This is a genomic window from Mesorhizobium sp. WSM4829, from assembly GCF_055811475.1.
Genome location: NZ_JBVVQJ010000001.1, coordinates 498,876 through 511,443, shown reverse-complemented (window position 1 = coordinate 511,443; position 12,568 = coordinate 498,876). Strand labels below are relative to the sequence as shown.

At 63.1% G+C, this 12,568-nt stretch carries 12 protein-coding genes; 8 read left to right on the top strand and 4 right to left on the bottom strand.

Annotated elements, in window-relative coordinates; translation table 11 throughout:
* Window positions 1–355: 355 nt before the first annotated feature.
* From AC0L17_RS02330 to AC0L17_RS02320, 3 genes are read left to right on the top strand one after another with little or no spacing between them, the layout of a single operon-like run.
* A complete protein-coding gene (locus tag AC0L17_RS02330; RefSeq protein ID WP_473514592.1) occupies window positions 356–922 on the top strand; it encodes a sigma-70 family RNA polymerase sigma factor in 567 nt (188 codons plus the stop codon).
* Window positions 919–1,584: a hypothetical protein gene (locus AC0L17_RS02325; RefSeq protein ID WP_023796841.1), complete on the top strand. Its 666-nt coding sequence runs from the start codon at window positions 919–921 to the stop codon at window positions 1,582–1,584. Before AC0L17_RS02330 ends, AC0L17_RS02325 begins: the two co-directional genes overlap by 4 nt.
* The gene (locus AC0L17_RS02320) at window positions 1,574–3,100 is read left to right on the top strand and encodes a S8 family serine peptidase (protein WP_473514591.1); all 1,527 of its coding nucleotides are present in this window, start codon (window positions 1,574–1,576) and stop codon (window positions 3,098–3,100) included. Before AC0L17_RS02325 ends, AC0L17_RS02320 begins: the two co-directional genes overlap by 11 nt.
* 116 nt (window positions 3,101–3,216) lie before the next feature.
* Here AC0L17_RS02320 and AC0L17_RS02315 read toward each other — a convergent pair whose 3' ends face one another.
* Entirely contained in the window at window positions 3,217–4,239 is a 1,023-nt protein-coding gene (locus tag AC0L17_RS02315) for a substrate-binding domain-containing protein (RefSeq protein ID WP_473514590.1), read from the bottom strand.
* A 361-nt stretch (window positions 4,240–4,600) separates the two neighbouring features.
* Between AC0L17_RS02315 and AC0L17_RS02310 the strand changes: the two genes are divergently transcribed.
* The 5 genes from AC0L17_RS02310 to AC0L17_RS02290 all read left to right on the top strand — a co-directional run bounded on the left by AC0L17_RS02310 (window position 4,601) and on the right by AC0L17_RS02290 (window position 11,163).
* On the top strand, window positions 4,601–5,956 hold the full coding sequence (locus AC0L17_RS02310) for an ABC transporter substrate-binding protein (protein ID WP_473514589.1): 1,356 nt from the start codon (window positions 4,601–4,603) through the stop codon (window positions 5,954–5,956).
* A 230-nt stretch (window positions 5,957–6,186) separates the two neighbouring features.
* Entirely contained in the window at window positions 6,187–7,200 is a 1,014-nt protein-coding gene (locus AC0L17_RS02305; protein ID WP_023796848.1) for a carbohydrate ABC transporter permease, read from the top strand.
* Between the two features lies 1 nt (window position 7,201).
* The gene (locus tag AC0L17_RS02300; protein WP_027151438.1) at window positions 7,202–8,356 is read left to right on the top strand and encodes a carbohydrate ABC transporter permease; all 1,155 of its coding nucleotides are present in this window, start codon (window positions 7,202–7,204) and stop codon (window positions 8,354–8,356) included.
* A gap of 4 nt (window positions 8,357–8,360) precedes the next feature.
* The gene (bglA, locus tag AC0L17_RS02295) at window positions 8,361–10,025 is read left to right on the top strand and encodes a beta-galactosidase BglA (protein WP_473514588.1); all 1,665 of its coding nucleotides are present in this window, start codon (window positions 8,361–8,363) and stop codon (window positions 10,023–10,025) included.
* A gap of 25 nt (window positions 10,026–10,050) precedes the next feature.
* The gene (locus AC0L17_RS02290; protein ID WP_473514587.1) at window positions 10,051–11,163 is read left to right on the top strand and encodes an ABC transporter ATP-binding protein; all 1,113 of its coding nucleotides are present in this window, start codon (window positions 10,051–10,053) and stop codon (window positions 11,161–11,163) included.
* 189 nt (window positions 11,164–11,352) lie between these two features.
* Here AC0L17_RS02290 and AC0L17_RS02285 read toward each other — a convergent pair whose 3' ends face one another.
* From AC0L17_RS02285 to AC0L17_RS02275, 3 genes are all read right to left on the bottom strand, one after another.
* A complete protein-coding gene (locus AC0L17_RS02285) occupies window positions 11,353–11,589 on the bottom strand; it encodes a DUF680 domain-containing protein (protein WP_473514586.1) in 237 nt (78 codons plus the stop codon).
* A gap of 74 nt (window positions 11,590–11,663) precedes the next feature.
* Window positions 11,664–11,888, bottom strand: coding sequence for a DUF680 domain-containing protein (locus tag AC0L17_RS02280; RefSeq protein ID WP_473514585.1), 225 nt, complete (start codon window positions 11,886–11,888; stop codon window positions 11,664–11,666).
* A gap of 67 nt (window positions 11,889–11,955) precedes the next feature.
* Window positions 11,956–12,162: a DUF680 domain-containing protein gene (locus AC0L17_RS02275; RefSeq protein ID WP_473492677.1), complete on the bottom strand. Its 207-nt coding sequence runs from the start codon at window positions 12,160–12,162 to the stop codon at window positions 11,956–11,958.
* Window positions 12,163–12,568 lie beyond the last annotated feature (406 nt).

The following is a 12,568-nucleotide window of genomic DNA, read 5'->3' as shown; positions in this document are numbered from 1 at the left end:
GCCATGTCCGCCGCTCCGCTAAACACGGGGCTGCGCGGCGGACACGCCAACGTCACCGCTGAATGCCACGCCATTTTTGCAGAACTTGACGCACACAACTCCTTCCCTTCTCCCCTTGCGGGAGAAGGTGGATTGTCGCGAAGCGGCAAGACGGATGAGGGGTGTTCCAGCTGGACGAACACCCCTCATCCGTCGCCTTCGGCGACACCTTCTCCCACAAAGGGAGAAGGAAAGACCACCTCTGGCAACGCTGCCGCTCTTCGGCTAGCTTTCAGGATAATCCGGGCGGAAAGCGGTGAACCTTTTTGGGCCGATCAGCGACAGAGCAGAAAGGAGCCAGGCGGCTCGACCGGCCATGACGGCAGCCGCGGAAACCGATCGCGCGCTTGTCGGCCGGGTCGCCAAAGGCGACCGTGCCGCCGTGCGGCTCCTGTTCATGCGCCACCACGCGCGGGTCTACCGCTTCGTGGTGCGCCAGACGGGATCGGAAATGATGGCCGACGATATCGCCAACGAGGTGTTTCTCGAACTCTGGCGCCAGGCGCCCGGCTTCGAGGGGCGCTCGGAAGTCTCGACGTGGCTGCTCGGCATCGCCCGCTTCAAGGCGCTGTCGTCGTTGCGCAAGAAAAAGGAAGACTGGATCGACGACGATGACGCGGCCCAGATCGCCGACGGCGCCGATACGCCGGAAGTCGTCACCATGAAGGAAGACAAGGGCGCCGCGTTGCGGCGCTTCGTCGATGCCTTGCCGGAAGAACACCGAACGGTGATCGACCTTGCCTATTACCACGGACAGTCGGTGAGCGAGATCGGCGAGGTGCTCGGCATCCCGGTCGCCACCGTCAAGACCAGGATGTTCTACGCCCGCAAGAAACTCGGCGAGGCCCTCAAGGCCGCCGGTTACGACAGGGGATGGCCATGAGCGCCGCTGAAAAGATGTCGCGTCGCGATGAAATGGAAACGCTGCTGCCGTTCTATCTGAATGGCTCGCTGGAAGGTGCAGAGCTCGAAGCCGTCGAGGAATGGCTGGCGACCGACCCGGCAGCGCTTGCCGCACTCGGCGAGGCCGAAGCCGAATTCTCCGGCACCGCTGCATCCAATGAAGCGATCCGTCCGCCGGCCGATGCGCTCAGCCGCTTCGCCCGGGCGCTCGACGCCGAGGCCGGTCCAGCGCGCGCGCCGGCGGCGTCCTGGCTGGCGCAAGCGTGGGGCCGCTTCACGGCAGTTCCCGCCGGCGTCGCCTGGGCTGCGGCCGCGGCTCTGCTGGCGCTTGTTGTGGTGCAGTCGTTTGAGCAGCCTGGCGGCATCGACAGCGATTTCGAAATTGCCGGCCAGCAAGGCGATCTTGCGAAAATGCCGTTCGCGCTGGTCACGTTCAAGCCGGATGCGAAGATGGCCGACATTGTCGCTTTTCTTGGCGAGCACCAGCTGAAGATTGCCGCCGGCCCGACCGCCGAAGGTGTCTTCCGTCTTGGCATCCCGGCCGCGACCGCAGCCGACTATGAAAAAGTGCTCGGCCTGATTGCCGCCCAGCCTTTCGCGGAGGCTGTGGTCGAGGGAAGGAAACCGGTCGATGGCGGCTAGGGCGGTCATCCGATTTGCGGCGCTGCTCGTGGCGGCGATGATAATCGGCGCTGTGCCGGCCTTGGCGCAGACCAATGATCCGAACCTTACGCAGACTGAAATCGACTGCCTCAACCGAGGGGCGACGGCGGCCGACTGCATCAAGCGCGACACCACGGATACCAGTGGCGAAAGGCCTGGGGATACCAGCGGCGAAAGGCCTGGGGATAACAACGGCGAAAGCCCCGGCGCAGGTCCTGCCGCGACAAATGCGGTGCTTCTTCCCGCGCTGATCGTCGACCTGTTCCCCAATCCGATCGGCGGCGGCCAAGCGCCGCTGCCGACGCCCGATCCGCGCCGCGATCCGGCCAGCGGTGCGTTGCCGCCGCCGGTCCCGCCTGCCGGTGCGACAGCGATACAAGCCGCTGCGGCGGGCGGCCCGATCATTTCGCCCAGCGATCTCGTCGCGGCCGAGCCGCCGCGCGCCATCGTTGGTGATTTCGTGCCGGACGAGGTGCTGGTGACGGTGGAGGGCGATGCCGTCCAGCAGATCGCCGCCGCCTTTGGCCTCGAGGTGCGCTCGCAGCGCCAGTCTCAGTTGCTCGGCTCGACGCTGGTGCGCTTCGGCATTCCCGATGGCCGCCCGGTCGGCGTCGTGCTGGCACAGCTTGCCGCCGACGGCCGTACTTTGCGGCGCGAGCCCAACCATATCTACTCGCTGCAGCAGGCAGCCACCATCGTCAACTATGCCTTCGAGCGCATTGCGCTCGATGCGAAAGGGGCGAGCGGCGAGAACGTGCGCATTGCCGTCGTCGACACCGCCATCGACGACACCAATCCAGCACTCTCCGGCGTCATCGCCGATCAGTTCGACGCCATGCCCGACGTGCCGATCGAGGCGCGCGATCACGGCACCTCGATCGACGGCCTGATCGCCGGCGTCGGCGCGCTCAAAGGCATGGCGCCGGGCGCCAGGATCTACCACGCCCGCGCCTTCGAGGGCGGCAAATCGACGATGGACGTCATCCTTGCGGCGCTGGACTGGGCGGCGGAGCAGGACGTCCGCATCATCAATATGAGCTTCGTTGGCCCGAAGAACGACCTGCTCGGCGTCGCCTGCCGCAATGCTCGCGCCTTGGGCATCGTGCTGGTCGCGGCCGCCGGCAACAACGGACCGAAGGCGCCCTACGGCTACCCGGCCGCCTTCGACGGCATCATCGCGGTGACTGCCACCGATGCCAAGGACGGGCTGATGCAGCAGGCCAATCGCGGCGCCTACGTCTTCCTCTCCGCTCCCGGCGTCGAGATGGTGGCGCCGAGCGGCGCCGGTTCGGATGTCGTCACCGGCACCTCGTTTGCCGCAGCGATCGTCACCGGCGCGATCGCCAATCTGCTGCATGCCGCACCCGACCGTTCCGCCGACTGGGTCGAGAAAGCGCTGGCCGCCACGGCAAGGGATCTCGGCCCCAAGGGGCGGGACAATGATTTCGGCCATGGCCTGTTGGATATCAGGGCGGCCGAGGCGGCGAAGGAGTAAGTCCGCGTAGGAGGTAAAGCGATGAGGGGCGGCGCGAAGCACCCCCCTCTGTCCTGCCGGACAGAGGGGGCGAACCGCGATGTCGTATTTCCCGGTACCCGCCAACATTTGACCCCTTACGGCGGTGCGCCGGCGACCGATCCCCTGATGACCAGGTCGACCGGCCAGACTTCGCCGCGGGCGCCCTCCTCCGATCCGGAAATCCGCGCCGCCAGCCGCTCGGCGATACGAGCGCCGGCCAGGCGGATCGACGAACGCGTCGTCGACAACGGCACCGAAAAATTCTCCGGCTTCAGCCAGGGGAAGACGTCGTCGTGGGCGATCAGCGACAGGTCGCCCGGAATGGTCAGGCCGAGATCGCGCACCGCGCGCACGACGCCGAGCGCCATGATCAGGCTGGAGCAGGCGATCGCGGTCGGCGCATCGCTGCGCTCGAGCAACCGTCTGGCGGCGCGGTAGCCGTTCTCCTCGGTCATGGCGAGGGAACAGACATCGCCTTCGCCAAGCACCAGACCGCTTGCCGCCAGCGCCCGGCGCACGCCACGCTCGCGGTGAATGGCGAAGGTCTCGCGGCCGTCGCCGTTGATCAGCGCCAGCCGCCGGTGACCGAGCTGGACGAGCAACCGTGCCGCCTCGTGGAAGGCGCCCTCATTGTCGATGTCGGTGAAAGGGTAATCGAAATCGAGGCCTTCACTGCGGCCATGGACGATAAAGGGGATGCCGAGCGTGCTGACCAGCGCCACCCGCCGGTCGGCCGGCCTCGGCGAGGCGATGTAGACGGCGTCGACCTGCCGGTTGGCGACGATGCGCCGATAGGTCGTCTCCTGATCGTCGGCATCGGCGGGGGACAGCACCAGGTCGAGTTCGTGCGAACGGGCGTAGTCGCCGAGACCGGAGAGGAATTCGACGAAATGCGGGTCGATGTCGACGGCCGCCCCGGTCGGCAAGACATAACCGATCATCCCGGTCTTGCCGGTAGCCAGCCGACGCGCGCTCGGGTTGGGGCGATAGCCGTGGCGCTTGGCTGCGTCGATCACCCGCCGGCGCGTTTCCTCGTTGACTTCCGGGTAGCCGTTCAGCGCGCGGCTTACCGTCGTCTGCGAAAGCGCCAGCATGTGGGAAAGCTGTTTGAGGTTCACCGGAGGCCTCCAAGCCTCAAAGCGCTTTAACTATGGGTCGCTCGCGCCACGGCGGCAAGCGCTACCGATGCGAAGATCATAAGCACCCTTTCTAACCGGTTTGAAGCAAAATTTGCTGTTGCAGCGCCCAAAATGGTGCTGCAGCGCACTTTGTTTGCTCTTGCGGCCGTGAAATTAAATCGATTAGTTTACCAGCCTCTTGACTTCTGATTAATTCAGTGGCGTGATTGCAAAGACCAAAGCGCTTTGGAAGGCTCTTCGAAAGGTTGCGGTTCCCTTCCGAGTGAGTCACAGTCCTGCTGCGTCGGCGGACGGAATGGAGGTTCCGTCCGGTGTCTGTCACCACTGGGAGGGAATACCAATGAGGAAAATGCTTCTGCTGGGCGCCGCCTTTGTCGCGCTCGCCCTGGGCGCACCGGCGCAAGCCGAACTGAAGTTCAAGCCGGGCGAAGACCCCCGCTTCAACTGGGCGAATTACGAAGAGCTCAAGAAAGTCGACCTCAAGGGCGAGACGCTGTCGATCTTCGGGCCATGGCGCGGCGAGGACGAGGGCCTCATCCGCACCGTTCTCGACTATTTCTCGGAAGCCACCGGCGCCGAGGTCAAATACTCCTCGTCGGAAAATTACGAACAGCAGATCGTCATCGACACGCAGGCCGGCAGCCCGCCCAACATCGCCGTGCTGCCGCAGCCGGGCCTGATCCAGGATCTGGCGTCCAAGGGCCTGCTGACGCCGCTCGGCGACGACACCGCCAACTGGATCAAGGACAATTACGGCGCCGGCCAGTCATGGGTCGATCTCGGCACCTTCAAGGACAAGGATGGCAAGCCGGGCTTTTTCGCCTTTCCCTACAAGGCCGACGTGAAATCGCTGGTCTGGTACTCGCCGGACAATTTCGAGGAAGCCGACTACGAGGTGCCGAAGACGCAGGAAGAGCTCGCCGAGCTCGAAAAGCAGATCATCGCCGACGGGGGCACGCCATGGTGCATCGGGCTCGGTTCGGGCGGCGCCACCGGCTGGCCGGCGACCGACTGGGTCGAGGACATCATGCTGCGCACCCAGACGCCCGAGACCTACGACAAGTGGGTGAAGAACGAGATTCCGTTCAACGACCCCGCGGTGGTCAACGCCATCGACATTTTCGGCAAGATCGCGACCGACGACAAGATGGTCGACGGCGGCGCCAAGGCGGTGGCGGCGACCGATTTTCGCGATAGCCCGAAAGGCCTGTTCTCGGTGCCGCCGAAATGCTATTTGCACCATCAGGCGTCGTTCATCCCAACCTTCTTCCCGGAAGGCACCGAGATCGGCCAGGACGCCGACTTCTTCTACTTCCCAGCGTACGCTGCCAAGCCCGACCTCGGCACCCCGGTTCTCGGCGCCGGCACGCTGGCCATGATCACCAAGGATAGCAAGAGTGCCCGCGCGTTCATCGAATTCCTGAAGATGCCGCTCGCCCATGAGATCTGGATGGCCCAGGGCGGCTTCGTGACGCCGTTCAAGTCGGTCAACAAGGACGCCTATGCCAGCGACGCGCTGAAGAAGCAGGGCGATATCCTCGCCGAGGCCTCGACCTTCCGCTTCGACGGGTCCGACCTGATGCCGGGCAAGATCGGCGCCGGCGCCTTCTGGACCGGCATGATCGATCTCGTCGGCGGCAAGTCTGCCCAGGATGTCGCCACCGACATCCAGAAGAGCTGGGACGCGATCAAGTAGGCGGTCCCGGCTGAACGTCCGATCCTGCATGGATCCGGGCCTCGGTGGCCCGGATCCGACCGGCGGCCCGCACAGCAGCAATTTTTATGAGCACATTCCGGCATGACGCGCGACCAGCAAGTGCAAAACCCTGCCTTGCACCCGATCGCGTTCCAAATAACTGAATCGGCCTGTGATCGCATCGCCAAAGTCATTCCCGACTGGCGGATCATGCGCAGAGGGAGGGACCCGTGGCGGCTCAGATTTTCTCGGCCATATTCGTCATCGTCGTCGGCGTCGGCGGCTGCGTCGCCTATTTCTGGGGCGCCAACAAGCTGGTGGACATCATCTTCCCGTCGCGCGGCGTTGCAGGTGCGGCGGCCATCGACAATCTGCGCCGGCAGGGGATGATCCGGCCGTGGCTGTTCGTCGGCCCGGCCATGATCATCCTCACCATCTACCTGATCTACCCGGTCGTGGAGACGCTCAGGCTGTCGTTCCTCGATCGCGGTGGCGCCAATTTCGTCGGCTTCGCCAACTATGAATGGGCGTTCGGCGATCGCGAATTCCGCACCTCCATCCTCAACAACATCATCTGGCTGGCGGTCGTGCCTGCCGCCTGCACCTTCCTCGGGCTGATCATCGCCGTCCTCACCGACAAGATCTGGTGGGGCACCATCGCCAAGAGCCTCATCTTCCTGCCGCTGGCCATCTCGTTCGTCGGCGCCAGCGTCATCTGGAAATTCATCTACGAATACCGCGGTGCTGGCCAGACGCAGATCGGCCTGCTCAATGCCATCATCCAATATTTCGGCGGCCAGCCGCAGGTCTGGATATCGCTGCCGTTCTGGAACAATTTCTTCCTGATGATCATCCTGATCTGGATCCAGACCGGCTTTGCTATGGTCATCCTGTCCTCTGCCTTGCGGGGCATTCCCGAGGAGACGCTGGAGGCGGCCGTCATCGACGGCGCCAATCCGTTCCAGATCTTCTGGAAGATCATGGTGCCGCAGATCTGGGGAACGATCGCCGTCGTCTGGACCACCATCACCATCCTGGTGCTGAAGGTTTTCGACATCGTGCTGACGATGACCAACGGCCAATGGAACAGCCAGGTGCTGGCCAATCTGATGTTCGACTGGATGTTCCGCGGCGGCGGCGATTTCGGCCGTGGCGCCACCATCGCCATCATCATCATGATCGCGGTCATTCCGATCATGATCTGGAACATCCGCCAGGCCAACAAAGAGACGGGAGGACATTGAGATGGCCGTCTCGACCGGAAAGTCCTTTGCCAGCCGTTTCGGCGTCCATATCGCGGTCTTCCTCTTCGTCGCGATCTGGACGATCCCGACGCTCGGCATTCTCGTCTCGTCGCTGCGCGACAAGGACCAGATCATCGCCTCGGGCTGGTGGAACTCGTTCGCCAGTTCCACGCAGACGGAAGCGGGGCGGCTGCCACCCGCCTCGGCGCAAGTCGAGAAGGACGGCAAGTTCGTCCTCGAGGGCAACATCTTCGGCGATGATCCGGCCCGCGACATCAGCGCCTTTGGCGTCAAGTCGTCGGCGCCGACGCAATATCCCGCCGGCACCACAGCCGATCTCGGCGACGGCGAGACCTTGCAGCTCAACCCCGACGGCAGTTTCGTCATGACCTCGACCAAGCCGTTCGAGGGCGAGCGTGGCCAGCGCGTCTACTACGCCTCGTCGGCGCCACCGAAATTCACCACCGACAATTACAATACGGTGCTGTTTTCGGAGGGCATCGGCCGCTCCTTCATGAATTCCCTGACCGTCACCATTCCGGCGACGGTCATCCCGATCCTGATCGCGGCGTTCGCCGCCTATGCGCTGGCCTGGATGCGCTTTCCCGGCCGGGCGTTGCTCATCGCGGTGATCATCGGGCTCCTGGTCGTGCCGCTGCAGATGTCGCTGATCCCGCTGCTGAAGCTTTACAACGGTGTCGGCAGCTTCTTCGGCGTGCCGTCGAAAACCTATCTCGGCATCTGGCTGGCGCATACCGGCTTCGGCCTGCCCTTCGCCATCTATCTCTTGAGAAGCTACATTGCCGGCCTGCCACGAGAAATCATGGAATCGGCGCGCATCGACGGCGCCAGCGATTTCGAGATCTTTGTCAAAATCGTGCTGCCGCTGTCGTTCCCGGTGCTGGCCTCCTTCGCCATCTTCCAGTTCCTGTGGGTGTGGAACGATCTGCTGGTCGCGATGGTTTTCCTCGGCACCGAGGGCGACCAGATCGTGCTGACCGCCAAGCTCAACGCGTTGCTCGGCTCGCGCGGCGGCGACTGGGAGATCCTGACGACATCGGCCTTCATCACCATTGTCGTGCCGCTGATCGTGTTCTTCTCGCTGCAGCGCTATTTCGTCCGCGGGCTGCTCGCCGGCTCGGTGAAGGGAGGCTGAGATCATGCAATCCGCTGTGAAAGCGACGTTGAGTCCCGACTTCGCCGTCGACCGCGACTGGTGGCGAGGTGCCGTGATCTACCAGATCTATCCGCGCAGCTATCAGGACTCGAACGGCGACGGCATCGGCGACCTCAGGGGCATCATCGGCAGGCTGCCCTATATCGCGGCGCTCGGCGTCGATGCCATCTGGATCTCGCCGTTCTTCAAGTCGCCGATGAAGGATTTCGGCTACGACGTGTCAGACTATTGCGACGTCGATCCGATGTTCGGCACGCTGGCCGATTTCGACGCCCTGACCGCCGAGGCGCACAGGCTCGGGCTCAAGGTGATGATCGACGAGGTGCTGTCGCATACCGCCGACATCCATCCGTGGTTCAAGGAAAGCCGCTCGAGCCGCACCAACCTGAAGGCCGACTGGTATGTCTGGGCCGACGCCAGGCCCGACGGCACGCCACCCAACAACTGGCTGTCGATCTTCGGCGGTTCGGCCTGGCAGTGGGACACCAGCCGCCAGCAATATTACCTGCATAATTTCCTGGCCGAGCAGCCCGATCTCAACTTCCACAGCCGCGCAGTCCAGGACGCGCTGCTCGATGTCACCCGCTTCTGGCTGGAGCGCGGCGTCGACGGTTTCCGCCTCGACACCATCAATTTCTACTTCCACAGCCAGGGCCTCGAGGACAATCCGCCGCTGCCGCCCGAACAGCGCAACGACCAGACCGCTCCTTCCGTCAACCCCTACAACTACCAGGACCATCTCTACGACAAGAGCCGCCCCGAAAACCTTGGCTTCCTCGAACGTTTCCGCGCCCTGCTCGACGAATATCCGGCGACGGCGGCGGTTGGCGAAGTCGGCGACTCGCAGCGCGGACTGGAGGTGGTGGCGGCCTATACCGCCGGCAGCAAGCGCGTGCACATGTGCTATTCATTCGACTTCCTGGCGCCCGAAAAGATCAGCGCGGCAAAGGTGCGTTCGGTGCTGGAAGCCTTTGGCGAGGTCGCCAGCGACGGCTGGTCGTGTTGGGCCTTCTCCAACCACGACGTGATGCGCACTGCCTCGCGCTGGGCGGCCGGCGAGGCCGACCAGACCGCTTATCTCAAGGTGATCTCGGCGCTGCTGATGTCGCTGCGCGGCTCGGTCTGCATCTACCAGGGCGAGGAACTCGGTCTTGGCGAAGCGGAATTGCAATTCGAGGATCTGCAGGACCCCTACGGCATCCGGTTCTGGCCGGAATTCAAGGGCCGCGACGGCTGCCGCACGCCGATGGTCTGGAATGGCGCCGACGGCAATGGCGGCTTCTCCACGGCAAAGCCCTGGCTGCCTGTGCCTGCCAAGCACCTTTCGCAGGCGGTCGATGTGCAGCAGGGCGACGACAACTCGCTGCTCGAACACTACCGGCGCTTTCTCGCTTTCCGCCACCTGTATCCGGCGCTGGCCAAGGGCGAGATCGAGTTCATCGAAAGCCAGGGCGATACGGTCGCCTTCACGCGCCGCGAGGGCAATGAGCAGATCGTCTGCGCCTTCAATCTCGGCAGCCGACCGGCCGAAGTCAATCTCGGCGGACGCTCGCTGCAGCCCTTGCCGGGGCACGGGTTTTCGGGACAGACTGACGCCGGCTTTATCCGCCTCGGCGGCTACGGCGCCTGGTTCGGGCGTATCGACTGAATTTGCAATTCACTGGAGGGAACCCATGGCCGATGTCACGCTAAGGCAAGTGAAGAAATCATACGGCAATCTCAACATTCTCCATGGCATCGACCTCGACATAAAGTCGGGCGAGTTCATCGTCTTCGTCGGCCCTTCGGGCTGTGGCAAGTCGACCTTGCTGCGGTCGATCGCCGGGCTTGAGGAAATCACCTCCGGCGAGCTCAAGATCGACGGCGAGGTGGTGAACGACGTGCCACCGTCGAAGCGCGGCATCGCCATGGTGTTCCAGTCCTATGCGCTCTATCCGCACATGACTGTCTACGACAACATGGCGTTCTCGATGAAGATCGGCAAGGAGAGCAAGGCCGAGATCGACAAGCGGGTGCGCCAGGCGGCGGAAATCCTGCAGCTGACCAAATATCTCGACCGCCTGCCCAAGGCGATGTCGGGCGGCCAGCGCCAGCGCGTCGCCATCGGCCGCGCCATCGTGCGCAACCCCAAGGTCTTCCTGTTCGACGAGCCGCTGTCGAACCTCGACGCGGCGCTGCGCGTCGCCACCCGCATCGAGATCGCCAAGCTCAAGGAATCGATGCCTGCTACAACGATGATCTACGTCACCCACGACCAGGTCGAGGCGATGACGCTGGCCGACCGCATCGTGGTGCTCAAGGAGGGCCATATCGAGCAGGTCGGCACGCCGATGGAGCTCTACAAGAGACCCGGCAATCTGTTCGTCGCCCAGTTCATCGGCTCGCCGGCCATGAACATCCTGCCGGCGACGATCGACAAATCAGGCGACCCGACCATCGTCAGTCATGTCGGCGGGCGCAAGGCGACGGTGCCGATCGCCACGCCGGCGTCGGTGAAGGGCGCTTCGGTGAGCTTCGGCGTGCGGCCGGAAGATCTGACGATCGCCACCGGTGCGGATTATCTTTTCGAGGGAACGGTGGATTATGTCGAGCAACTCGGCGAGGTCCAGCTCGTCTATGTCGACATCGGCCGCGCCGACCTGCCGCTGGTCACCAAGCTGCCAGGCAATGTCGAGGTCAAGCGCGGTGCTGCGCTACGGTTGAATGCCGATGCCGGCGACCTGCATATTTTCGACGCCGACGGACATTCATTCACGCTCCACAAGGCGGAAGCAAAGGCAGCCTGAGAGCGGCAGCCGAACTGCTGGAAGTTGGTGACCCAAAAACGAGAGCGGCGGGCAAAGCCCGCCGGTCTTGTGCGTTCCGGTCGCTGCTAGAGCGACGTGCGCCCAAGTGGACGCACAAAAGTACGCTCTAACACTTTAACCTTGCGCATCGTGCTTTCCGAAAATCGAACCGATTTTCGGGCCGATGCGCTAGCGGCCGAACAGGTTCCGGTCGCTGCCCTGCGGGGCGGACTTCTGTACGTCGCCCGACGAGTTGAGCAGCTTGTAGACCGGCGAGCCGGTATTGCGTACCGAAGAAGTCTGCGTGTTGTCGACGCTGATGGTCGCCTGCTTGTTGATGTCGGTTCTGCCAAGGTTGTCGCTACCGGCAAAAGCGCCGCCCGCAGCAATCAAAAGCGCGGCGGCGGTAAGAACGATCTTCTTCATTTTCAAAACTCCTGGATTTTCTTGGTTCCGCCAGCCCGGCGGGCAAATGCCGCCGCCGCTGTTGGAACGAACTGTTAGTTGTTGCCGAACAGGTTGCGGTCGCTGCCGTTGACGGGTTTCTCGTCAGCCGGAACCGGATTCTGCGCCGAAGCCGAATTCCCAATCGAAGCCGTGTACGAGTTGCTGTCGACCGCAGCGGCCGGCTGGTTGGCGCCGTTCGATCCAAAGTTGTCGCTGCCGGCAAAAGCGCTGCCGGAGATGGCCACAATGGCGGCGGTGGCAAGAATGAGCTTCTTCATTTCAAATACTCCTGAGTTCCTCAGATCCCGAGCGGCGGACCGCCACTTTGCTGTTTGGGACCAGCTGTTAATTGTTGCCGAAAAGGTTGCGGTCGGCGCCCTGGCCAACGGGCTGCTTTTCAGCGTGAGCCGGCGTCTGGACAGAGGCCGTATACGAGCTGTCGACCGAAGCAGTCGGCTGGTTGGCGGCGTCGGACCCATAATGGTCGCTGCCGGCAAAGGCGCTGCCGGTGATGGCCAGAACGGCGACGGCAGCAAGAGCGATCTTTTTCATTTTAGTACTCCAGTATCTTGGTCTTCAGTCCGTCTAGCGGCGTGTCTTGGGAGGATGCGCGCGTCGTTCGGACAGCCCCGATGTGGGAAGGCCATTCGGCGGATTCCAATCACGAAGTTGTTCCGTGTGGACCAAGAATCTACACCTTGAAATTGTACCAGAGACATCTACTACCATGGTTTTATGGTTTGTTTTCAATAGCTTATTCAAAATTAGCCATTCATGATTTGACGGATTGGCGAATTTGCGTTCACAGCGTGCTGCACGCATTGTCAACAGAAACGAACCGTTCGGTTCGATTTTAGAAGCGGCTAATAGTCACTTTTGTAAACTGTTAACCTTCCTGGTTTCCGCCGCGGGTCGGATTCGATGTCACGGCAGCCGACAATGGCCGCCGACAAAGTGC

Bases quoted from the DNA above. Each gene is read 5' to 3' on its own strand.
- AC0L17_RS02330 (WP_473514592.1), top strand. From the start codon at position 356: ATGACGGCAGCCGCGGAAACCGATCGCGCGCTTGTCGGCCGGGTCGCC.
- AC0L17_RS02325 (WP_023796841.1), top strand. From the start codon at position 919: ATGAGCGCCGCTGAAAAGATGTCGCGTCGCGATGAAATGGAAACGCTG.
- AC0L17_RS02320 (WP_473514591.1), top strand. From the start codon at position 1,574: ATGGCGGCTAGGGCGGTCATCCGATTTGCGGCGCTGCTCGTGGCGGCG.
- AC0L17_RS02310 (WP_473514589.1), top strand. From the start codon at position 4,601: ATGAGGAAAATGCTTCTGCTGGGCGCCGCCTTTGTCGCGCTCGCCCTG.
- AC0L17_RS02300 (WP_027151438.1), top strand. From the start codon at position 7,202: ATGGCCGTCTCGACCGGAAAGTCCTTTGCCAGCCGTTTCGGCGTCCAT.
- bglA (WP_473514588.1), top strand. From the start codon at position 8,361: ATGCAATCCGCTGTGAAAGCGACGTTGAGTCCCGACTTCGCCGTCGAC.
- AC0L17_RS02290 (WP_473514587.1), top strand. From the start codon at position 10,051: ATGGCCGATGTCACGCTAAGGCAAGTGAAGAAATCATACGGCAATCTC.
- AC0L17_RS02285 (WP_473514586.1), bottom strand. From the start codon at position 11,589: ATGAAGAAGATCGTTCTTACCGCCGCCGCGCTTTTGATTGCTGCGGGC.
- AC0L17_RS02280 (WP_473514585.1), bottom strand. From the start codon at position 11,888: ATGAAGAAGCTCATTCTTGCCACCGCCGCCATTGTGGCCATCTCCGGC.
- AC0L17_RS02275 (WP_473492677.1), bottom strand. From the start codon at position 12,162: ATGAAAAAGATCGCTCTTGCTGCCGTCGCCGTTCTGGCCATCACCGGC.